General features: G+C 62.1%; 19 protein-coding genes, 1 riboswitch and 1 other annotated feature. Of the genes, 14 read left to right on the top strand and 5 right to left on the bottom strand.

From position 1 onward, the window contains the following. Positions 1-34 precede the first annotated feature (34 nt). Positions 35-1,225, top strand: coding sequence for a hypothetical protein (locus tag ASE36_RS06455; RefSeq protein ID WP_062276628.1), 1,191 nt, complete (start codon positions 35-37; stop codon positions 1,223-1,225). A gap of 48 nt (positions 1,226-1,273) precedes the next feature. Here ASE36_RS06455 and ppk2 read toward each other — a convergent pair whose 3' ends face one another. Beyond that, on the bottom strand, positions 1,274-2,155 hold the full coding sequence (ppk2, locus tag ASE36_RS06450; protein WP_062276626.1) for a polyphosphate kinase 2: 882 nt from the start codon (positions 2,153-2,155) through the stop codon (positions 1,274-1,276). A 292-nt stretch (positions 2,156-2,447) separates the two neighbouring features. Between ppk2 and phoR the strand changes: the two genes are divergently transcribed. The 7 genes from phoR to phoB all read left to right on the top strand — a co-directional run bounded on the left by phoR (position 2,448) and on the right by phoB (position 10,011). Continuing rightward, positions 2,448-3,608 (top strand): phosphate regulon sensor histidine kinase PhoR, encoded by a 1,161-nt coding sequence (phoR, locus tag ASE36_RS06445; RefSeq protein WP_062278148.1) that lies wholly within the window; start codon positions 2,448-2,450, stop codon positions 3,606-3,608. 187 nt (positions 3,609-3,795) lie between these two features. Then, positions 3,796-4,836 (top strand): substrate-binding domain-containing protein, encoded by a 1,041-nt coding sequence (locus ASE36_RS06440; RefSeq protein WP_062276624.1) that lies wholly within the window; start codon positions 3,796-3,798, stop codon positions 4,834-4,836. Between the two features lie 66 nt (positions 4,837-4,902). Further along, entirely contained in the window at positions 4,903-6,363 is a 1,461-nt protein-coding gene (pstC, locus tag ASE36_RS06435; RefSeq protein WP_062276622.1) for a phosphate ABC transporter permease subunit PstC, read from the top strand. After that, a complete protein-coding gene (gene pstA / locus ASE36_RS06430) occupies positions 6,360-7,715 on the top strand; it encodes a phosphate ABC transporter permease PstA (protein WP_062276620.1) in 1,356 nt (451 codons plus the stop codon). Before pstC ends, pstA begins: the two co-directional genes overlap by 4 nt. 35 nt (positions 7,716-7,750) lie before the next feature. Then, a complete protein-coding gene (gene pstB / locus ASE36_RS06425) occupies positions 7,751-8,536 on the top strand; it encodes a phosphate ABC transporter ATP-binding protein PstB (RefSeq protein WP_246085115.1) in 786 nt (261 codons plus the stop codon). A gap of 49 nt (positions 8,537-8,585) precedes the next feature. Beyond that, on the top strand, positions 8,586-9,299 hold the full coding sequence (phoU, locus tag ASE36_RS06420) for a phosphate signaling complex protein PhoU (RefSeq protein WP_062276618.1): 714 nt from the start codon (positions 8,586-8,588) through the stop codon (positions 9,297-9,299). Positions 9,300-9,327: 28 nt separating this feature from the next. After that, complete coding sequence (gene phoB / locus ASE36_RS06415; RefSeq protein WP_062276616.1) at positions 9,328-10,011, top strand: phosphate regulon transcriptional regulator PhoB; 684 nt, start codon at positions 9,328-9,330, stop codon at positions 10,009-10,011. A 129-nt stretch (positions 10,012-10,140) separates the two neighbouring features. Here the strand turns inward: phoB and ASE36_RS06410 are convergent, their stop codons facing one another. Beyond that, positions 10,141-10,677: a GcrA family cell cycle regulator gene (locus ASE36_RS06410; protein WP_062276614.1), complete on the bottom strand. Its 537-nt coding sequence runs from the start codon at positions 10,675-10,677 to the stop codon at positions 10,141-10,143. A gap of 430 nt (positions 10,678-11,107) precedes the next feature. On the opposite strand from ASE36_RS06410, the gene ASE36_RS06405 reads away from it, so the two are divergent. The 5 genes from ASE36_RS06405 (at position 11,108) to ASE36_RS06385 (ending at position 18,118) form a co-directional block, all read left to right on the top strand. Next, positions 11,108-12,304 carry an aspartate aminotransferase family protein gene (locus ASE36_RS06405; RefSeq protein ID WP_062276612.1) on the top strand — a complete coding sequence of 399 codons (1,197 nt, stop codon included), beginning with the start codon at positions 11,108-11,110 and terminating at the stop codon, positions 12,302-12,304. 20 nt (positions 12,305-12,324) lie between these two features. Then, on the top strand, positions 12,325-13,242 hold the full coding sequence (gene argF, locus ASE36_RS06400; RefSeq protein ID WP_062276609.1) for an ornithine carbamoyltransferase: 918 nt from the start codon (positions 12,325-12,327) through the stop codon (positions 13,240-13,242). A gap of 123 nt (positions 13,243-13,365) precedes the next feature. Further along, positions 13,366-14,355, top strand: a complete 990-nt coding sequence (locus tag ASE36_RS06395) for an Hsp33 family molecular chaperone (RefSeq protein WP_062276607.1) — start codon at positions 13,366-13,368, stop codon at positions 14,353-14,355. Between the two features lie 191 nt (positions 14,356-14,546). Beyond that, entirely contained in the window at positions 14,547-16,472 is a 1,926-nt protein-coding gene (locus tag ASE36_RS06390) for a putative bifunctional diguanylate cyclase/phosphodiesterase (protein WP_200945155.1), read from the top strand. A gap of 57 nt (positions 16,473-16,529) precedes the next feature. Further along, positions 16,530-16,585, top strand: a sequence feature (sul1 is cis-regulatory element that is thought to sense ions involved in sulfur or methionine metabolism; They are found in Alphaproteobacteria). Between the two features lie 63 nt (positions 16,586-16,648). Beyond that, positions 16,649-18,118, top strand: a complete 1,470-nt coding sequence (locus tag ASE36_RS06385; protein ID WP_062278143.1) for a SulP family inorganic anion transporter — start codon at positions 16,649-16,651, stop codon at positions 18,116-18,118. An 85-nt stretch (positions 18,119-18,203) separates the two neighbouring features. Here the strand turns inward: ASE36_RS06385 and ASE36_RS06380 are convergent, their stop codons facing one another. The 3 genes from ASE36_RS06380 to ASE36_RS06370 all read right to left on the bottom strand — a co-directional run bounded on the left by ASE36_RS06380 (position 18,204) and on the right by ASE36_RS06370 (position 20,984). After that, a complete protein-coding gene (locus tag ASE36_RS06380; protein WP_062276605.1) occupies positions 18,204-19,148 on the bottom strand; it encodes an MYG1 family protein in 945 nt (314 codons plus the stop codon). 73 nt (positions 19,149-19,221) lie between these two features. Then, positions 19,222-19,614, bottom strand: coding sequence for a Co2+/Mg2+ efflux protein ApaG (apaG, locus tag ASE36_RS06375; protein WP_062276603.1), 393 nt, complete (start codon positions 19,612-19,614; stop codon positions 19,222-19,224). Positions 19,615-19,805: 191 nt separating this feature from the next. Then, complete coding sequence (locus tag ASE36_RS06370) at positions 19,806-20,984, bottom strand: O-succinylhomoserine sulfhydrylase (protein ID WP_062276602.1); 1,179 nt, start codon at positions 20,982-20,984, stop codon at positions 19,806-19,808. A gap of 45 nt (positions 20,985-21,029) precedes the next feature. After that, positions 21,030-21,108, bottom strand: a riboswitch (SAM riboswitch). A gap of 73 nt (positions 21,109-21,181) precedes the next feature. Here ASE36_RS06370 and ASE36_RS06365 point away from each other — a divergent pair. Next, the gene (locus tag ASE36_RS06365) at positions 21,182-22,282 is read left to right on the top strand and encodes a 2'-deoxycytidine 5'-triphosphate deaminase (protein ID WP_062276600.1); all 1,101 of its coding nucleotides are present in this window, start codon (positions 21,182-21,184) and stop codon (positions 22,280-22,282) included. Positions 22,283-22,302: the final 20 nt, after the last annotated feature.

Genomic DNA, 22,302 nt, shown 5'->3' with positions numbered 1-22,302 from the left:
GGCAGGGGCGATCCCCGAAGGAGTATGGCGACCAATGAGCGGATTGGAAACAGCCATCCGGAACGCCCTAGAGCGCTCTGACCGGGCCAATGCCGAATCACGGGCACGGGTCTATCAGTCGGCGCGTCAGGCGCTCGAAACGGGGCTGCGCAAGCAGAACATCGAGGATGCAGAAGCGATCAACCACCAGCGGCGCCGGTTGGAGGCGCTGATCCACGCAATTGAACTGGAAGAGCGCGCGCGCCTGGATATGCCCGTCGAGCCACCCGTCGCCGCAGCATCCTCCCCGACCGCGGCTGGCGATCGCCGTGTCGAGCCGTCGGTTGCACCACCCGTTTCGGGAGATCGACCGGCCGGTCGCGTGGAACCCGGCTTTGCTGCCGACCCCGTCGAGCACTCGGCCCCGGTGCCACCGGTTGACGATCGTGAGCCGGCCTTCGACGAAGACATCGAGCCACCGAAACCGGATCTGCGCGAGGCGCATCTGGCCGACGAGGGCCCGATGCCTGACATGCGGTCCGAACGCGCCGTCCAGCCGCGCAAGCGCAGGCGCGGCGGCGTGGCCCGGCTGATGATCTTCACCATTTTTCTGGCAACCCTCGGGATCGGGGCCTGGTGGGTTTACACCTCGGGACTGCTGCTGACGGCGGAACAGCGCGATACCAGCGTTCCCAATCCGCCGCCGCGCGCCGAGGAAGAGGACTTTGCCGGCAATGCCCAGCAGCCGGTCGAGGCGCCGAAAGGCCCGCAGGCGATTGATACCCGCGGCGGCTTTACCGACGACTGGATCAGCGTCTTCACGCCGGATCAGGTGTCAGCCCTGCATCCCCGTTCAAATGCAACGGTCGACATGGTGACGGCCAGCGACGGCACGGCCGCCCGTATCGTCTCGCGGAGCGGCGATGCCGCCGGTTCGATCGAGATCACCGTGCCGGCCGACGTTCTGCAGGAACTGGCCGGCCGCACCTCGACCATTGCCTTGACCGTGCAGTCGCCGGACGACAATCCGGTGCAGATCTCGGTGGAATGCGATTTCCCGCGTATGGGCGACTGTCCGCGCCATCGTTTCACCGTCAATCCGCAGAAGCTCGACGCGCTGTTCCGCGTCACCTTCGACAGCGGCATGGCGCCCTCGACGCCCGGTCGTCTGATCGTCAATGCGGATGTGACAGGCAAGGGCAGGGGTATCAACCTTTATGCCGTGCGGGTTCTGCCGGGGCAGTGAGTGCCCTGGCCGAGGCCTAAGGGCGGCTTTCCCTCCCAATCGACGGTTTCAGTCGAGGAAGCCGGGCCCGCTGCCGATGATCTTCTTGTCCAGCTTGCCGATCTTGTCCTTATCCTTGCCCTCGTAGTCGAGAGACAGAAGGATATGGCGGATCAGGTTCAGCCGCGCTCGCCGCTTGTCGTTGGCATGCAGCACCGTCCACGGCGCCCGTTCCGTATGGGTTTCCTTCAGCATGCGGTCGCGCTTCTGCGTGTAGTCATCCCATTTGTGCAGGGCCGCGATATCCATCGGCGACAGCTTCCAGCATTTCAGTGGATCATGGGCGCGATCGTGGAAGCGCTTGAGCTGCATCTCCTGCCCTGTATCCAGCCAGAATTTGAAGAAGTGGATGCCTTCCTGCTCGATCAGCTTTTCGAAGCGCGGCACCTGCTTGAGGAAGGCCTCGTATTGTTCGGGCTTGCAGAAACTCATCACCGGTTCCACGCCGGCCCGGTTGTACCAGGAGCGGTCGAACAGCACGAATTCGCCAGCTGACGGGAAATGCGAGATGTAGCGCTGGAAATACCATTGCCCCATCTCGGTCTCGGTCGGCTTGGTGAGCGCCACGACGCGGGCGGAGCGAGGGTTCATGTAGGCGAGGGTGGCGCTGATCGCACCGCCCTTTCCGGCGGCATCCCGGCCTTCGAACAGAGCCATCACGCGCTGCCCGGTTTTCTGCATCCAGAACTGCACCTTGACCAGCTCGATCTGCAGCTCCGTCAGTTCCGCCAAATAGGCCTTGTCCGAAAGCTTCTTGTCGTAGGGAAAGCCACCGGACTTCAGCGCCGCGTCCTCGATCCAGTCCGGCAGCTCCGGCTGGTCGATGTCGAAGATCCGTTCCTTGCCCCGGATCTTCAGGGTAACGGCGCGGCTTTGCGTCTGTGCGTCCATGGTCTTCCTCCGGCCCGATCGCCTTTGTCTGTTTTCCATAATTGAGCGCAAGCGAAGATAGAGCGCAAGGCTCGGGCGCGAAGATGGCGGGCTTGGTGACGCGTGTGGGGGATAAAGCCGCACCAGCCATGGCAGGCCACCGGAACTTCTGTCATGAATCGCGTCTATCAGGCTTGATAGGATTGAAACGCGAGGTGCGTCGCAGGTGGCAGACAACGGGCAGAGCAGCGGCTGGCGCCGTCCCCTGAGACACATTCTGTCGCGCTGGCTGGCCATCGTCGCTTCGGGCCTGATGGCCTTGGCCGCCTGGTATTCCGGCGCGGCTGCCGGTTATGCCCTCGTCCTTTTCGTTTTGCTCATCGGCATCGTGATGGTGCTTGATCCGCCGGGCGAAGAGGAAGCCGGCCCGACGATTTCAATCCCGCAGCCGGCCCTGCCGGCCGATCCGCTGCCATCGATCTGCGCTTCGGTCGAGGCGCTCGACGTACCGGTCCTCGTGATGGGGCCGCAAGCAGACTTGCTGGCCCAGAATTCGGCGGCCGAGCGCGCCTTTGGTGACCTGGGGGAGGGGCAGCACGTCTCCGCCCGTTGGCGCTCCCCCGGCATTCTCGACATGATCAGGGAGACGATCGAGACAGGATCGCCCAACCAGATCGAGCATTCGGAGCGGCTGCCGTCGGAGCGCGTCTATATCGTACGTGTCGCACCGGTTCAGACTGAGGGGCGGCAACTGTTTCTCCTGTCCTTCCGCGACATCTCCGAGCTGCGTCGCCTCGACCGCATGCGCAGCGATTTCGTCGCCAATGCCAGCCATGAGTTGCGCACGCCGCTTGCCTCTCTGCGCGGTTTCATCGAGACGATGCAGGGTCCGGCGAAGGACGATGCGAAGGCCAAGGAACGCTTCCTGGCCATCATGCTCGACCAGGCGAACCGTATGAGCCGTCTCGTGGACGATCTCCTGTCGCTGTCGCGGCTCGAATTGAAGGCGCATCTGCCGCCCGACCAGATGGTCGATCTGAAGCCGGTGCTCGGTCATGTGCGCGACAGCCTCGCGCCTCTGGCGACGGATCTCGGCGTCGAGATCCGCCTCGACCTGCCGGAGGAGAAGATCGAGGTCATGGGCGACCGGGACGAACTCGTCGAGGTTTTCGAGAACCTCATCGAGAATGCCTGCAAATATGGCCAGGACGGCAAGGTCGTGGACGTTATTGTCCGTCGCGAGCCGGGGGTCGGCACCGAGGTTCGCGTCCAGGATCGGGGACCGGGCATTCCGGCCGAACATGTTCCGCGCCTGACGGAGCGCTTCTACCGGGTCAATGTCGAGGACAGTCGCTCGAAAAAGGGCACCGGGCTAGGGCTTGCGATCGTCAAGCACATCCTCACGCGCCACCGTGCACGCCTGATCGTGAAGTCGGAACTGGGCGTCGGCAGCGAGTTTACCGTCCGTTTTTGACATAAAACCTACGTCCAAGTGGGATGGTTCGGAAAATACCCAGTATTTTCAATCGCTTGATCTGTCACAAATGTTTCACCCAACTGACATAAAAGCGTGAGCTGAGAGCCGCTATGAACGCAGCTGCCGGTGCTTGGCAGACGCCGCACGGCCGCAAAGACACACAAGCCCATTCCGGGAGATGACTATGACCGCTCTGAAACTTTCCCTCGCTGCCTTGGCGGCCACCGTGGCCTTCGCTGGCGCAGCAATCGCTCGCGACCAGATCCAGATCGCCGGCTCTTCGACTGTTCTTCCCTATGCCTCGATCGTTGCCGAAGCCTTCGGTGAAAACTTCGACTTCGGCACGCCGGTTGTTGAAGGCGGCGGCTCTGGCGCCGGCCGCAAGAAGCTCTGCGAAGGCGTGGGTGAAAACACCATCGACATCGCAAACTCCTCGTCGCGCATCAGCAAGTCCGACATCGAGCTCTGCAAGTCCAACGGCGTGAACGACATCCAGGAAGTTCGCATCGGTTACGACGGCATCGTGTTCGCTTCTGAAATCAGCGGCCCGGAATATGCCTTCACCGCTGCCGATTGGCACAGCGCTCTGGCCGCTCAGGTCGTCAAGGACGGCAAGCTGGTCGACAACCCGTACAAGAACTGGAACGAGATCCGCGCCGACCTGCCGGCTCAGCCGATCCTCGCTTTCATCCCGGGCACCAAGCACGGCACCCGCGAAGTCTTCGACGTGAAGGTCATCGAAGCCGGCTGCGAAAAGGACGGCACGATGGAAGCCCTTCTCGCCGCCAACAATGGTGACAAGGATGCTGCCAAGAAGGGCTGCAACGTCCTGCGCACCGACGGCGTGTCTGTAGACATCGACGGCGACTATCCGGAAACGCTCGCCCGCATCGCTGCCAACAAGAACGCCATCGGCGTCTTCGGCCTGTCCTTCTACCAGAACAACACCGACAAGCTGCGTGTTGCCACCATGGAAGGCGTCGTTCCGTCGGTTGAAACCATCGCCAAGGGCGAATACCCGGTTTCGCGTCCGCTCTACTTCTACGTCAAGAACGCTCACCTCGACGTTATCCCGGGTCTCCAGGAATACGTAGAGTTCTTCGTTTCGGACGAAATCGCTGGCCCGAACGGCCCGCTCGCAGCCTACGGCCTGGTTTCGGATCCGGAGCTGGCCAAGACGCAGGCAGCCGTCAAGGCTCGCACGCCGATGGCGCCGCTGAACTAAGTCTCGACCTGACCGGCGGCACACCAGTGCCGCCGGTTTTCGTTTCCGAAGGCATGGCGGGGCAACATGGACGTAAGTATCATCATCCTGGGCGTTTTGGCCCTAGCGGCGATCGGTTACGCGCTTGGGCGGCGGCGGGCGATGTCCCTCTCGACCGAACGTGGCATGAAGCTGCATTCTCTTCCCGGTTTTTATGGTCAGACCGTCGCGCTGATCACCGCCGTGCCGGCGCTGATCCTGCTGATGCTCTGGCTGACCGTTCAGCATCCCATCATCGACGGCCGCATCAGCGGCATGATCACGGATGCGTCGGTTCCTGAAGGCGGCGCCCACAGCCTCGTCATGGCGGATGTTCGCCGCATCGGCGACGGCCTCGCCGTCCTGCGTGAAGCCGAAGCGAAGGCTGGTAGCGACGTCGACATCAAGGCGCTGGATGCCGACAATATCCGTAGTCGTCTGGCCGCTTCCGGCATCGCGCTCGGCGCGGATGTTCCGGCCGAAGTCTTCGAGGCAGCCAAGGCTTACCGCGCCGACATCGACTTCAGTCAGCTTCTGATGACCATCGCCGTGTTCGCGCTCGCCATCGGTGCGCTGCCGCTCGCCTATATCCGCATCGATCCCGAGCTCCGCGCCCGCAACATCAGCGAGAGCTTCGTCAAGGCGATCCTGATGATCTCCTCGCTGGTGGCGATCATGACCACGGTCGGCATCGTCGGCTCGCTGGTCGTCGAAACCTATGTCTTCTTCACCATCTATCCGGCTCAGGACTTCTTCTTCTCGACGGTCTGGAACCCGCAGTTCCGCGGCGGCTCCGACCTCGGCATCCTGCCGCTGCTATGGGGCACCTTCTACGTCTCGCTGATTTCGCTGGTGATCGCCGTTCCAATCGGCCTGATGATCGCAGTCTTCCTGTCGGAATATGCCGGCCCGAAGACCCGCAGCATCGTGAAGCCGGCGATCGAAATGCTGGCCGGTATCCCGACCATCGTCTACGGCCTTTTCGCCCTCGTCACGGTCGGTCCCTTCCTACGCGACTGGCTTGCCCAGCCGCTCGGTCTCGGAAGCTCGTCGTCGTCCGTCCTGACCGCCGGTCTCGTCATGGGCGTGATGATCATCCCCTTCGTTTCCTCGCTGTCGGACGACATTATCAATGCCGTGCCCCAGGCGCTGCGTGACGGTTCGTATGCGCTCGGTTCCACCCAGTCGGAGACGATCAAGCAGGTTGTCCTGCCGGCCGCTCTCCCGGGCATCGTCGGTGCCGTCCTTCTCGCCGCCAGCCGCGCGATCGGTGAAACCATGATCGTCGTGCTCGGGGCAGGGGCCTCGGCCAAGCTCGATCTCAATCCCTTCGAGGCCATGACGACGGTGACCGTCAAGATCGTCAGCCAGCTGACGGGCGACACCGAATTCGCCAGCCCCGAAACGCTGGTCGCCTTCGCGCTCGGCCTCACCCTCTTCGTCATCACGCTTCTCCTGAACGTGATCGCCCTCTACATTGTCCGTAAGTACCGGGAGCAGTACGAATGACCGACCTCACCGCATTCGGAGCCCCCGCAGCAAAGGGGCAGTCCAAGTCTCTCCTGAACCTCGATGAACGCACCCGCAAGCGCAATGCCGCCGAAGCCCGCTTCCGCATGCTCGGCAAAGCCGCCGTTGCCTTCGGCATCATCGCGCTCGTCGGCCTGCTCGCCTCCATCCTGTCGAACGGCCTGTCGTCGTTCCAGCAGACCTACATCACGATCGATGTCTATCTCGATCCGGCCAAGCTCGATCCGTCCGGCACCAGTGATCGCGCTGCCATCGCCAAGGTCTCGACCTTCGGCTATGCGCCGCTGATCGAAAAGGCTCTCGGTGATGCGATTGCGGCGAAGGGGCTCGTTGCAGACGGCCTGACGCCGAAGGCTGTTGGCGAGCTGATCTCCAAGGATGGCCCGGCCAACTTGCGCAACTACGTGCTGGCCGATCCCTCGGTCATCGGCAAGACGGTCTCGTTCGACCTGCTCGCCGCCGGCCGTATCGACGGTTACTACAAGGGCCGCGTGACGATGGAGAGCGCCAAGCTCGACCGCAACGTCTCTCCCGAGCAGCTGGTGCTGGCTGATACGCTGAAGCAGGCCGGCATTCTGGTGACCAAGTTCAACTGGTCCTTCTTCACCTCGGCCGATGCTTCGGACACACGCCCCGAAGCAGCCGGTCTCGGCATCGCCATCATCGGCTCCGCCTATATGATGCTGATCGTGCTCGCTTTGTCGCTGCCCATCGGGGTTGCCACATCGATCTATCTCGAAGAGTTCGCGCCGCAGAACTGGTTTACCGACCTCATCGAAGTGAACATCGCCAATCTGGCGGCCGTTCCTTCCATCGTCTTCGGTATCTTGGGCCTTGCCGTGCTGATCAACTTCGTCGGTCTGCCCCAGTCGGCGCCGATCGTCGGCGGCCTGGTTCTGACCCTGATGACCCTGCCGACCATCATCATTGCGACCCGTTCGGCGCTGAAGGCCGTGCCGCCTTCGATCCGCGACGCCGCCCTCGGTGTCGGCGCCTCGAAGATGCAGTCGATCTTCCACCATGTGCTGCCGCTTGCCATGCCCGGCATCCTGACCGGCGCGATCATCGGCCTGGCCCGTGCGCTCGGCGAAACGGCTCCGCTGCTCCTGATCGGCATGGTCGCCTTCGTCAAGGAATTTCCCTCCGGACCGCCGGACGGCTTCTTTCAGCCCGCCTCGGCGCTGCCGGTGCAGGTCTACAACTGGACCCAGCGCGGCGACCCGGCTTTCGTGGAGCGCGCTTCCGGCGCCATCATCGTCCTCCTGGTCTTCCTGATCATGATGAACCTGGTAGCAATCATTCTTCGTCGCCGCTTTGAGCGCCGTTGGTAAGGGGGTGTATGATGATGAACAATCTCTCGACAAAGATGACGACGACGAAAGCGCCAATCATGACTGAATCCAAGATCACCGCACGCGATGTGCAGGTTTACTACGGTGAGAAGCAGGCCCTGCGGGACGTGAACATCGAGATCCGTCCGCGCTCGGTTACCGCCTTCATCGGCCCGTCGGGTTGCGGCAAGTCGACCTTCCTGCGCTGCATCAACCGGATGAACGACACGATCGCCAGCTGCCGCGTCGAAGGCAACATCCTGATCGATGCCGAGAACATCTACGATGCCAAGGTCGACCCGGTGCAGCTCCGCGCCAAAGTCGGCATGGTCTTCCAGAAGCCGAACCCGTTCCCGAAGTCGATCTATGAGAACGTCGCCTACGGACCGCGGATTCATGGCCTGGCCAAGAACAAGGCCGATCTCGACGAGATCGTGTCCACCGCCCTGCAGAAGGCAGGCCTCTGGAACGAAGTCAAGGATCGCTTGGACGCCGCCGGCACGGGTCTCTCCGGCGGTCAGCAGCAGCGTCTCTGCATCGCGCGCGCCGTTGCCGTCAGCCCGGAAGTCATCCTGATGGACGAGCCCTGCTCGGCGCTCGACCCGATCGCAACGGCCAAGGTCGAGGAACTCATCCACGAACTGCGCGAGAACTATACGATCGTCATCGTCACCCACTCGATGCAGCAGGCTGCCCGCGTCTCTCAGCGTACGGCCATGTTCCACCTGGGCGAACTTGTCGAAGAAAACGACACCGACAAGATGTTCACCAATCCGGACGACCAGCGCACGCAGGACTACATCATGGGCCGCTTCGGCTGAGCCCCCTCGGCGCACCTTCCGGCTCTCTTCACAATCAAGGATCTAGGCTATGGCTTCCTCACACATCTATTCGGCCTTCGACGAGGAACTGAAATTTCTGATGCGCCGCATCTCCGAAATGGGCGGTCTGGCGGAGCAGATGGTCGCCGAAAGCGTCCGCTCGCTGGTGAACTCCGACGCGGCACTTGCTCAGAAGGTCATTTCCGATGACGTCGTCATGGACGCCATGGAAAAGGAAATCGGCGAAAAGGCCGTTGTCACCATCGCCAAACGCCAGCCGGTTGCCTCGGACCTTCGCGAGATCATCGGTGCCCTTCGCATCGCCGCCGACCTCGAACGTGTCGGTGACCTCGGCAAGAGCAATTGCAAGCGCGTCGTCGCCATCCAGGCGACCGGCGTGCCGCGCAAACTCGCCCGCGGTCTCGAGCATCTCTCCGATCTGGCTTTGGCCCAGCTCAAGGAAGTGCTGGACGTCTACACGACCCGTTCTGCCGAGAAGGCGAAGTCGATCCGCGATCGCGACGAGGAGATCGATGCGATCTACACCTCGCTGTTCCGCGAGCTTTTGACCTACATGATGGAGGATCCGCGCAACATCACCAGCTGCACGCATCTACTCTTCTGCGCCAAGAACATCGAGCGCATCGGCGACCATGCGACCAACATCGCCGAAACCATCTACTACATGACGACAGGTGCGGTGCCGGAAGGCGAACGCCCGAAGGAAGACCTGACGTCTTCCGTCGGCGCGATCACCGAATGAGCCTTGGCCACAGCGAGGTGATGGTCTGATGCAGCCGAAGATTGCCGTGGTCGAAGACGAGGAGGCGCTGAGCGTCCTCCTGCGTTACAATCTGGAATCGGAAGGATACGAGGTCGAAACGATCTTGCGCGGCGACGAGGCCGAGATCCGTCTGCAGGAACGGGTACCCGACCTGTTGATCCTCGATTGGATGCTGCCGGGCGTCTCCGGCATCGAGCTCTGCCGTCGCCTGCGCGTCCGGCCGGAGACCGAGCGCCTGCCGATCATCATGCTGACGGCGCGCGGCGAGGAAAGCGAACGGGTTCGCGGACTGGCGACGGGGGCGGACGATTATGTGGTCAAGCCCTTCTCGACGCCGGAACTGATGGCGCGCGTGAAAGCCATGCTCCGCCGGGCAAAGCCGGAAGTGCTGTCGAGCGTTCTCCGTTGCGGCGACATTGAACTGGACAGGGAAACGCACAGGGTTCATCGCAAGAGCCGCGAAGTCCGCCTCGGCCCAACCGAATTCCGCCTGCTGGAATTCCTGATGACTTCGCCAGGCCGCGTCTTCTCACGCTCGCAACTGCTGGACGGTGTCTGGGGCCACGACATCTATGTCGACGAACGCACAGTCGATGTGCATGTCGGGCGCCTGCGCAAAGCGCTCAACTTCTCCAACATGCAAGACGTCATCCGCACCGTTCGTGGTGCGGGCTATTCGATGGAAGCCTGAGACTTCAATCACTTGCAACCAACAGGGGCCGCACGGATCATCCGTCGCGGCTCTTGTGTTTGGCGTATCGGGCAAAAGAAAACGGGCCCCGAAGGACCCGTCTACGTCATCTGATGTTCTTTTGATCGCTTAGCGAGCGGCCTTGCGGCGGTCGCTCACCGGCTGATAGGCCAGCTTTGCGTGATAGGTGCAGTAAGGCGATGCGTCGTTGATTTCGCAGCCGCAGAAGTGGAAGTCGTCCTTCATCGGATCGCCGATCGGCCACTTGCAGGTGCGTTCCGTCAGTTCCGTCAGCGCCAGACGGCGCGAGATCGGAACGACGACGTTCAGCGGACGGCTGACTTCGACTTCCTGGAAAGTGTCGACTTCGACTTCTTCCTTCAGCATGGTGGCGCCGGAAGCCCGGGCAACGGTGCGGGTGGTGGTGTTCGCTGCCGGACGGGCCTGGAAGGTCGTCGGGCGTTGCGTCTGCGTGGCGCGCTTGGCGGGCCGTGCAGACGAGGTGCTGCCGCCGGCCTTGGCCCGGCCCGGCAGGTTCAGCCGGTGTACTTTGCCGATAACGGCGTTTCGGCTCACGCCACCCAATTGCGCTGCGATCTGGCTCGCGCTCAGGCCTTCGGCCCAAAGACGCTTCAGTCTTTCAACCCGCTCATCAGTCCAATTCATGCCATACTTCTCCGCCGCTCGCGTGTGTCATGGCAGAATCCGTCACCGTTGCTTCGAACGAATTCGAAACAAAACCGCCTCGTAACTGTCGGTGATCACTTCCGCCGCATGCAATCTCTTAATGAAATTTAACCTAGTGGCAGGCTGACTCTGTGACAAGAGTCGCAGGAATCATCTGGAATCGATTTCGCGGTTTTCCCCAACTTGCTTCCCGAGTGAGTCAAGTATGCAACAGGTGGAATCTGCGCCCGGGACTCGCGCGCGGTTCGGATCCGTTTTTCCGCCAGGGACCCGAGTTTTGCCAAGTTTCGTTGACATTGCAGGGTTAAATGAAGATAGTGCCCACGCCGCCGCAAGGCGGCATTTTTAATTGTCTTGAGCCCGCAGGGGCTCGGCCCCCGTACGGGCATCAAGAAGGAATGCAATCGCCATGGCAGACGCTACGCCGCTCTATCAGACCTACAATCGGGCGCCGCTGCGTTTCGAGCGAGGCGAGGGCGTCTGGCTGATCACCGAGACCGGCGAGCGCTATCTCGATTTTGCAGCCGGCGTCGCCGTGACCTCGGTTGGCCATGGCAATCCGCATGTGGTGGGCGCGCTCAAGGATCAGGCCGACAAGGTCTGGCACCTGTCGAACCTTTATGAAGTGCCCGGCCAGGAGAAGCTGGCCAAGCGGCTGACCGACGTCACCTTTGCCGACCGCGTTTTCTTCACCAATTCTGGTGCGGAGGCGCTGGAATGCGCGATCAAGACGGCGCGCCGCTATCATTTCGCCAAGGGTCACCCGGAGAAGTTCCACATCATCACGATGGAAGGCGCCTTCCATGGCCGCACCATCGCGACGATCGCGGCCGGTGGTCAGGAAAAATATCTCGAAGGCTTCGGCCCCAAGGCGCCGGGCTTCGATCAGGTACCCTTCGGTGATCTCGATGCCGTCAAGGCAGCGATTACAGAAGCGACGGCCGGTATTCTCGTCGAGCCGGTGCAGGGGGAAGGCGGCATCCGCCCGATCCCGGTCGAGATGCTGCGGGCACTCCGCGACCTGTGCGACGAGCACGGCCTGCTCCTGATCCTCGACGAGGTCCAGTGTGGCGTCGGCCGTACCGGCAAGCTCTTCGCCCATGAATGGGCCGGCATCACCCCGGACATCATGGCGGTTGCCAAGGGTATTGGCGGCGGCTTCCCGCTCGGCGCCTGCCTGGCGACTGATGAGGCCGCCTATGGCATGAAACCCGGCACGCATGGCTCGACCTATGGCGGCAATCCGCTTGCCATGGCCGTCGGCAATGCCGTTCTCGACGTGGTGCTGGCCGAAGGCTTCCTCGACCATGTCCGTGACGTGGCCCTCGTCTTCCGGCAAGGCTTAGCGTCGCTCGGCGATCGTTACCCCGACGTCATCGAAGAGGTGCGCGGCGAGGGGTTGATGCTCGGCATGAAAGCCAAGGTGCCGAACACCGAGCTGCTGATGGCCATGCGCGACGAGCATCTGCTCGGGGTTCCTGCCGGCGACAATGTTATCCGCCTGCTGCCGCCGCTCACCGTCACCGCTGCCGAAGCCCGTGAGGGCATCGCCCGCATCGAGCGCGCCGCCGAACACATCCGGGCCAAGGCCGCCGCAACCGCGTAAGTGCAAGACAGGTATCATCCATGGCATCCCCGAAGCATTTCCTCGATCTTTCTGCCGTTTCCGCGCAGGACCTGCGTCACATGCTCGACGACGCGCGCAGCCGTAAGCAGGCGACGAAGGCCGGCAACGCCGATAAGCCGCTCGCGGGCAAGATGCTGGCGATGATCTTCGAGAAGCCCTCCACCCGTACCCGCGTCTCCTTTGACGTCGGCATGCGCCAGCTGGGTGGCGAAACGCTGTTTCTCTCGGGTACCGAAATGCAGCTTGGCCGCGCCGAGACCATTGGCGATACCGCCAAGGTCCTGTCGCGTTACGTCGATGCCATCATGATCCGCACGACAGACCATTCGCGCCTGCTGGAGCTGGCCGAACACGCAACGGTGCCTGTCATCAACGCGCTGACCGATCTGACCCATCCCTGCCAGATCATGGCCGATATCCTGACGGTCGAAGAACATCGCGGCCCGATCGCCGGAAAGACGCTGGCCTGGACCGGGGACGGCAACAATGTCCTGCATTCGCTGGTCGAGGGCTCTGCCCGCTTTGGCTACAAGATGAACATGGCGGTTCCGCTCGGCTCCGAGCCGGACGACAAGATCCTCAACTGGGCCCGCAACAATGGCGGCGAGATCATGCTCTGCCATGACGCCGACCGGGCCGTTGCCGGCGCCGATGCCGTGATTACCGACACCTGGGTGTCGATGAACCAGGAACACAAGGCCCGCGGCCACAACGTCTTCCAGCCTTTCCAGGTCAATGCCGAGCTGATGAAGAAAGCGAAGGACGAGGCGCTCTTCCTCCACTGCCTGCCGGCCCATCGCGGCGAGGAAGTGACGGACGAGGTGATCGACGGCAACCAGTCGGTTGTCTTCGACGAGGCGGAAAACCGCCTGCATGCGCAGAAGTCCATCCTCGCCTGGTGCCTCGGCGCCATCTGAGGCGGCCACGCGCGGCCGGCCCGGCTTCGTCTTGACCTTTGGCGCAGGTGATCCCATCTGTGCGGTTTCTGATCGGGCTGCTCAGGCCCTGCGATTGGGCGTTCCGGCGCCAGGAGTACATTTATGTCGAATAGACAAGCAGAACTCGGCGAATTCGGTTTCGCCGGTGACGATAGCGTGGTGCCCTTTCAGGTCGAGGGGCTCGATGTGCGTGGCCGTGCCGTCCAACTCGGGCCGCTGATCAACACCATTCTCGACCGCCACGCCTATCCCCAGCCGGTCGCGCGCCTGCTGGCGGAAGCCATCGTGCTGACCGTCCTGATCGGCACCTCGCTGAAGTTTGAGGGCAAGTTCACCGTCCAGACCAAGGGTGATGGTCCGGTCGATCTGCTGGTCGCCGATTTCACCTCTCCGGAAAACGTCCGCGCCTATGCGCGTTTCGACGAAGAGGCTCTTACCGAAGCAGTGGCCGCAGGCCGGGCATCGCCGGAGCAGCTGCTGGGCACGGGCGTGCTCGCCTTCACCATCGACCAAGGCACGTTCATGCAGCCCTACCAAGGCATTGTGCCGCTGGACGGCACCTCGCTCGAAGACATCGCCGGCGTCTATTTCCGTCAGTCGGAACAGATCCCGACCCGGGTGCGCCTGGGGGCTGCCGAACTCTTCGACCGCGACGAGAACGGTAAGCCGCGTCGCACCTGGCGTGCCGGCGGCCTGATCGCGCAGTTCCTGCCTGAGGCGCCGGAGCGCATGCGTCATCCGGACCTTCATGGCGGCGATGGTGACGATCGCGAAACCGACCTGCATGGTGACGAGGCTTGGGACGAGGCCCGCATGCTGGTCGACACGATCGATGCCGACGAGCTGACCGACCCCCAGGTCGGTGTCGAGCGGTTGCTGTTCCGGCTCTTCCACGAGCGCGGCGTACGCGCCTTCGCGCCGCAGGCAGTGCATGACCGGTGCAATTGTTCGCGCGACAAGATCAAGGGCGTGCTGCAGGGCTTTTCCGCAGACGAGATCGAGTCAAGCACGGAGGAAGGTCAGGTGACGGTGACCTGTGAATTCTGTTCGACTAGCTATCACTATGAGCCGAGCGAGCTTACCGCCGCTTGAGCATGAAATCTGCCGGCCGGGGTTAACCCGGCCAATCTGCGCTCGAAAGACGTTTGAACGCCGCTAATAGTTGTAAGCTATCGCGATATTCATTTATTCTAAACGGCAGGCACATAAACTCCGGCAATACCTGCGCGAGGGATGCCATGGGGTTTGATGCAAATACAGCGGTGCCGCACGACACATCGCGCATGAAAAGGGAGACGGAGGGGACTGCTGATCCCCTCGGTTTTGGCAAATTCCTCGGTCATCTCAAGAGCCAGTACCACGTCTGGACCAGCGCCACGCGGCGGCGCGCCATGGCAGATGCCTATCGGCCGATTGTCCGGGGCTTCCTGCTGCCGGGCTGTGCCTATTATGTTTTCGTGACATGGGGACACTGGCAAGACGAGACGGGACTCCCGTTTCTGATCCTCGGCGGCATCAGCCTTTCTACGGCGATCCTTTATGCCATATTCCGCTGGGTCATGCTGCCTGCGGGCGGAACGCCGCTCCGCAGGCTTGAGGCGATCGGTCTGATCACGAACCTGCTGATGTATGCAAACGTCGTAGCCTATATGACGCTGCATTTCGAAGAGCAGAAGCTCATTTATTTCGTGCTGATGGCCGTGGTTTTTTCAACCACCGGCGTCACACTGCGCGCAACGCTTGCGAGCGTCATCATTTCGATCGGTACGCTCTTCATTTTCGCCCGTCAGGCCGCGCCCGAGATTGCACATCAGTTCGCCTTTATCGGCGTTGCCACCTCCTTCGCCTCGCTGGGCATGGCGACACTGTTGCGCAAGGCGATCCTGCGCCAGATCGACGCGCGCCTCTTTGCCGATCAGCTTGCGGCTCTCGATAGCCTTACGGGGTTAGCCAATCGACGCTCGATCTTCGCCCACGTCGACAGGCTGGTGGAGGAGAAGACTCCCTGTTGGATCGGCATTCTCGACCTTGATGGTTTCAAGTCGATCAATGACATCTATGGCCATGCCGTCGGTGATCATGTCCTATGCGAAGTCGTGGATCGACTGGGCGATCGAGGTAATACCGGCATCCAGTTCGGCCGCATCGGAGGCGACGAATTCGCCATTGTCGTCATCGGAGAACAGGAGGCGGGCGAAATCGAAGCAATCGGCAATGGTCTGATCAAGACAGTCAGCCGGCCCTATGAAATGCAGCCATTACAGCTTTCCCTGGGAGGCACGATTGGCTTCGCGCAGTTCCCCGCCATGGGAGACAGTACGCGCCAGATCTACGAAAAGGCCGACTTCGCGCTCTACCGCGGCAAGCAGTCTGCCCGAGGGCAAACGGTGATCTTTACATCCGACCAGGACCAGAAGATGCGGGAAGCGCTTTCCCTGGAGCGGGCGCTGCGCGAGGCCAATCTGGAGCAGGAGCTCTACCTGCTGTTCCAGCCTCAATTCGACGTCAAGAAACAGGCGGTCGTCAGCTTCGAGGCTCTGGCCCGCTGGCAAAGCCCGTCCCTTGGACTGGTCCAGCCGGATCGCTTCATCCGAGCTGCGGAGCGGGCTGGGCTCATCCAGAGTGTCACGCAGGTCCTTTTCAGCAAGGCGCTGGACGCGCTCGACCTGTGGCCGGAACACATCACCATTTCCTTCAATCTCTCGGCCCAGGACCTGGCCGACCGTGCCTTTCTCTTTTCGCTCGTGGCTCAGGTAACGAAGCGGGACATCGCGCCGGGACGAGTGGAATTCGAGATCACCGAGACGGCTGTGATGAAGGACATCGCGGCCTCCCGGCTTCTGCTCGAGGATCTTTCCGGCCTCGGCTTCAGGATCGCCCTTGATGATTTCGGCTCCGGCTATTCAAGCTTCGAATACCTGGACCAGCTGCCGCTGAACAAGGTGAAGATCGATAAGACATTCGTGCGCAAGGTGGCACAGAGCGCCACCTCCCGCGAGATCGTCGCCGGCATCATTGTCCTGTGCCGCAATCTGGACCTGAAATGCGTTCTGGAGGGCGTCGAGACGGAGGAAGAGATGCGGATCCTCAGCCCGCTCTCGCCTCAGCTGATCCAGGGCTATCTCTACGGAAAGCCGATGTCACAGCGCGACGTGCTCGGCCTGTTGCTCGCGGCAGAGCATGCGGAGGAAGCCAAGTCCACGGCATAAGATGCGGTCCCTCTGGCTTGCCTTCGCGGTCACCGCACGTTAGGACAGCTGCATCCACTAGGACCCGGTGCAAATCCGGGTGGCTCTTCTGGCCGCCGATCCGCCAGACAACCTCAGCAACGCAATCCTCCCTCAGCCAGGTTCTGCCCGGCTCGTTGTCCTATTCTGTGGTTTTCATGACATCCTTCATCACCTACCGACGCGAGTGGTCCGCCAACCCTCTGCGTGAAATGCTTGCCGGCGCGGTTGCCACCTTCGCGCTGATCCCGGAGGTCATCGCCTTCTCCTTCGTCGCTGGCGTCGACCCGCAGGTCGGCCTCTTCGCCTCCTTCGTGATCGGCATCGTGATTGCATTTACGGGCGGGCGTCCTGCGATGATTTCCGCAGCCGCAGGCTCCGTCGCGCTTGTCGTGGCACCCCTGGTCGCGGCACATGGTCTGCCTTATCTGCTGGCTGCCGGCCTTCTGGCGGGCCTGATCCAGATCGTTTTCGGTCTCCTGCGTCTCGGCGTCCTTATGCGCTTCGTGTCGAAATCCGTGCGCACCGGCTTCGTCAACGCGCTCGCAATCCTCATCTTCGCGGCGCAACTGCCGCATATCCTGCATGGCGGCTGGCTGAACTATGCGATGATCGCGGCCGGCCTCTGCGTCATCTATCTCGTGCCTCGGCTGACGACGGCGATCCCGTCGCCGCTGATCTGCATTCTGGTGCTGACGGTCGGCGCCTCGGTCTTGGATCTGCCAGTCCTGACGGTTGCCGATCTCGGCCACCTGCCAGATTCGCTTCCCACCTTTTCCTGGCTCACCGTCCCGCTCAATCTGGACACGCTCCAGATCATTGCGGGCCCGGCGCTGGCCATTGCCATGGTCGGCCTTCTGGAATCGATGATGACAGCAAGCGTGGTCGATGATCTGACGGACACACCGAGTTCGAAAAACCGGGAAAGCACCGGCCTTGGCCTTGCCAATGTCGTTGCCAGTCTCTTCGGCGGGATCGCGGGTTGCGGCATGATCGGCCAGACGGTCAGCAATGTGAAATATGGCGGCCGCGGCCGCTTATCCACGCTGTTCGCCGGCGCGCTTCTGCTCGTCCTGATGGTTCTGCTGAAGCCGTGGGTGTCCCAGGTTCCGGTCGCCGCACTGGTTGCCATCATGATCATGGTGTCCATCGACACCTTCGACTGGTCGTCGCTCCGGAGCCTCGTCGTGCATCCGAAGATGTCGAGCGTCGTGATGGTCGCGACCGTGATTGTTACCGTGCTGACGGCAAACCTCGCACTGGGTGTCGCCGTCGGCGTGCTGTTGAGCGGTGTCTTCTTCACCTTCAAGGTCGCGCGCCTGCTGAAGGTCGAGACGCTGGCCGACGAGGAGGCGGGACTGCTCCGCTACCAGGTCTCGGGGCAGGTCTTCTTTGCCTCTGCCGATCTCTTCGTCGACGCCTTTGATATCCGTGATGCTGAAGGTCTGCGGGTCATGATCGATCTCACCCAGGCGCATCTGTGGGACATCACGGCCGTCGCTGCCCTCGACCGTGTCGTCCAGCGGTTCCAGGCACACGACATCCCGGTCGAGGTGCTGGGCCTCAATCAGGCAAGCGCAACCTTGATCGATAGCGTCGGGGCGGCAGGAGAAGCGCGCCCGGTCTGACCTTTCCCCCCGGTGGAAAAAAAACAAAGCCGTCGCGTCCCGAGGGAGCGCGGCGGCTTAACATCTTGAAGGCGGTGAACGCTTTTCAGGCCGTCGCGGCAGCTGACCTTTCAGCCAAAGCGGCCTTCACCGCGAGATCCGCCATTGCAAGGATCGCTTCGCGGGTCGCGGCAGCGGCGATGAAGCGACCGTTGTGACAGAAGCTGGCGCCCTTGACGCCGCAAACGGCTTCGAGCTCGCCATTGCTCAAGCCCGCCCAGGTGGCCGGCAAGTCGGCTCGAAGTTCGAAACCTTCGTCCGTTCGGCGGATACCGGTAATGCACCAGTCCTTGTCGCGCGGATGCACCACGAAGAGCAGGTGGTCGGCACCAGCCTTCACTATGGCCGGGCGAAATGGCATGCCAATGGGAAGTTCCAGCACGCGGCCCTCACCGGTTTGCGCGATGGCCTCGGTGACCAGGGACTCCGCCCGGCATTTGGCAGCGCGCTGGGCAATGCCCGCCTCGACAAGGCTGCGGGCGACGGTGAGCGCCGATTGGAACCCCCGCTCCTCCGCCTCGGCGCTCCGGTCGTCAAAGACGGGTTTGAGCGTCTCCAAAAGGCTCGGAAGTGTCAGATCAGCAAGAGGGCCGGCGCTGGCCGGGCTCAGCGCGCCGTTGTCCATCAGGTCGACCGGCAGCACGAACTTCTGGTCGAAGGCCTGATGAATGGGCTCGATATCGGTTTCGGGAATGCCGAGAGCAGCGAGATAGGCCCGTCCGTGATGTTTCCACACCAGGCCGAAGGAGCTGAAGGGCTGACCGTCATCGCGCAACGGCGCGCCGCGCTGGTGGTGATCGAAGATCTGCATGTCGGCGTCATAGCGTCCGCCGACATCATAGATGATCCGGTCTGCTGCGGGCGTGATCCACTCGGGCGCCCGGCTGCGCACGATGCGCGCCTGCGGAAAAAGCCGTGTGAGGACGACGCTGGACAGAAGTTCGTCGGCATGGAAGCCACCATTATGGGTGACGAGGAAGGCTGGGTTCATGCCGGGATACCTTTTGCCAGACGAAACGGATGCCAGCTCTGATAGCGTCCGCCGCAAGCGAACTCAACCCGCTCTAGTTCAGCGTGCGATGCATGCCCGGGCTGTCGAGAGAAAACGCAGGAATATCGACATCGAACGTCTCCCCATCCTCGGTTTCCATGCGGTACGAACCGTACATCATGCCAGAGGGCGTATCGAGCGGGCAGCCCGAGGAATATTCATAGGTTTCGCCAGGATCGAGCCTTGGCTGCTCGCCAACCACGCCTGGGCCGCTCACCTCGTCGACCTGGCCGTTCTGATCGGTGATATGCCAATAGCGGTGAGTCAGCCGCACGGCCGAGCGCGAATGATTGGAGATTACAATCCGATAACCCCAGACATAGCGGCTGTCATCCGGGTCGGACTGTTCCTCGAGATAGTAAGGTTCGACCCGAACCTCGATGTCCCGTGTCAGTGCGCGATACATGCCTGGGCCCTGCGAAATCAGTCTGCGTTCATGACAATATGGAACTTGGCGTTGCGGCGGCAACAACCAAAACGTTATCCCTCATCATTTCATGGGATAACGACGCAACTGTGGGCGTCAAGGGCGATAGACCAGCCGCAGCATGGGCTGCGGCTGAATATTTTTGGATTTCGCTGTGCTTTGCCGCAGAATTATAGAGCTTTCAGGGCCTTGGCGAAGTCTTCCAGCAGGTCAGTAGTATCTTCAATGCCGCAGGACAGACGCACGGTGCCGCCGGAGATCCCGAGTTCTGCACGCGCCTCGTCGGTGAGGTTCTTGTGAGTCGTCGTCGCCGGATGGGTGATCAGGCTCTTGGCATCGCCGAGATTGTTGGAGATCTTGATGATCTCCAGTGCATTCTGCAGCTTGAAGGCTGCTTCCTTGCCGCCCTTCAGTTCGAAGCACACGAGCGTCGAACCACCGGTCATCTGCTTGGCGATGATATCGGCCTGCGGATGGTCTTTGCGGCCCGGGTAGATGACCTTGGCAACAGCCGTCTGCTCGGCGAGGAAGTCAGCGATTGCTGCAGCGTTCGTCGTCTGCTGCTTGACGCGCAGCGGCAGGGTCTCGATGCCCTTCAACAGCGTCCAGGCATTGAACGGCGACATGGCAGGGCCGGTGTGGCGGAAATAGTCGTGCAGGTTTTCGTCAATCCATTCCTTCGATGACAACACCACGCCGCCGAGGCAGCGGCCCTGGCCATCGATATGCTTTGTCGCGGAATAGACGACGACATGGGCGCCGAGGTCCAGCGGCTTCTGGAAGAGCGGGGTCGCAAAGACGTTGTCGACGATCAGCTTGGCGCCAACCTGGTTGGCAAGCTTCGCGACACCGGCAATATCGACCACTTCGAGCGTCGGATTGGTCGGGCTCTCGAGGAACATCACCTTGGTGTTCGGCCGGATGGCGGCTTCCCAATTGGCGAGATCGCGGCCGTCGACCAGCGTGCATTCGACGCCGTAACGCGGCGCGAGCGTCTCGACGACATAGCGGCAGGAGCCGAACAGGGCGCGGGCGGCAACTATGTGATCGCCCGCCTTTACCTGGCACAGAACGGCAGCGGCAACGGCGGCCATGCCGGATGCCATGGCGCGGGCATCCTCGGCACCTTCCAAGAGGCACATGCGCTTTTCGAACATGTCGTTGGTCGGGCTTCCGTAACGGGCGTAGATATAGCCGTCATTCTCGCCCTTGAAGCGGGCTTCGGCCGCTTCCGAGCTGTCATAGACGAAGCCCTGGGTCAGGAAGATCGCTTCCGACGTTTCGCCGAAGGGAGACCGCAGCGTGCCGCCATGGACGAGTTGGGTGGCCGGGCGCCAGTTCTTGCTCATGCACGTGCCTTTCGAACACAAAAAAACCGGTCGCGTGAACGGACCGGTTTCGTAAACCCGGTCTATTTAGCTAGTTGTTTAACGTGGCTGCAAGCCGACCGGCCAAATCACCACGGGATAAGGCTGCCTTACGCCTTCGCGGGCCTTGCGTCAATTGGTGGGCTTTGGTTTTGTCGAGCCCAAACAGGATAGAGACCATGACCAGTAAACCCGGCATTCTGGCGGATCGCGCCATCGGCGCCTTGTTCGGTGAGGGGCAGCTCATCAGCGAAGCCATGCTCGACCACGACCAGATCCAGCCGGCGAGCCTGGACCTGAGGCTGGGCGGCAAGGCGATCCGGGTGCGCGCGAGCTTCATGCCGGGCCGGGGCCATACGGTGGCCGAAAAGCTGGAGCGGCTCACCCTGCACGAGATCGATCTCGAAAACGGCGCGGTGCTGGAAACCGGCTGCGTCTATATCGTGCCGCTGATGGAAAGCCTCGACCTGCCGGCCGAGATCTCCGCCTCGGCCAACCCGAAGAGCTCGACCGGCCGCCTGGACATCTTCACCCGCGTGATGGTCGATTACGCCCAGGAATTCGACAAGGTCCCGGCCGGCTACAAGGGCCAGCTCTACCTCGAAATCTCGCCGCGCACCTTCCCGATCATCGTGCGGCGCGGCTCGCGCCTGTCGCAGATCCGCTTCCGCGTCGGCCACGCGCTGCTGGGCGAAACGGAATTGGTCGATCTGCACAAAGCCGAGACACTGGTCGCAAGTGACATGCCCAACGTCTCCGGCGGCGGCATCGCGCTGTCGATCGACCTCAAGGGCTCCGGCCCGCAGGGCCTGATCGGCTATCGCGGCAAGCACCACACCTCGGTCATCGACGTCGACCTGAAGGGCGCCCACGAGGTTCTGGATTTCTGGGAGCCGCTCTACAGCCGGGGCCGCGACGAATTGATCCTCGATCCGGATGAGTTCTACATCCTGGTCTCGAACGAAGCCGTGCATGTGCCGCCGCTCTACGCTGCCGAGATGACGCCCTATGATCCGCTCGTCGGCGAATTCCGCGTCCATTACGCCGGTTTCTTCGACCCCGGCTTCGGCCATGCCCCGGCCGGCGGCTCCGGCAGCCGTGCGGTTCTGGAAGTCAGAAGTCACGAAGTGCCCTTCATCCTCGAACACGGCCAGGTCATCGGTCGCCTTGTCTATGAGCACATGCAGGAACGCCCGGAGGGCCTGTACGGCACGGGCCTCGGCTCCAACTACCAGGCGCAGGGCCTGAAGCTGTCGAAGCATTTCCGCCTTCCGGAGTGAGGAAGGCGCCGGCAAAGCCA

The organism is Rhizobium sp. Root274 (assembly GCF_001429245.1).
Classification (GTDB): Bacteria; Pseudomonadota; Alphaproteobacteria; order Rhizobiales; family Rhizobiaceae; genus Allorhizobium.
Note: the sequence above shows the minus strand (reverse complement) of the source record. Positions and strands in the feature narration are given on the sequence as shown.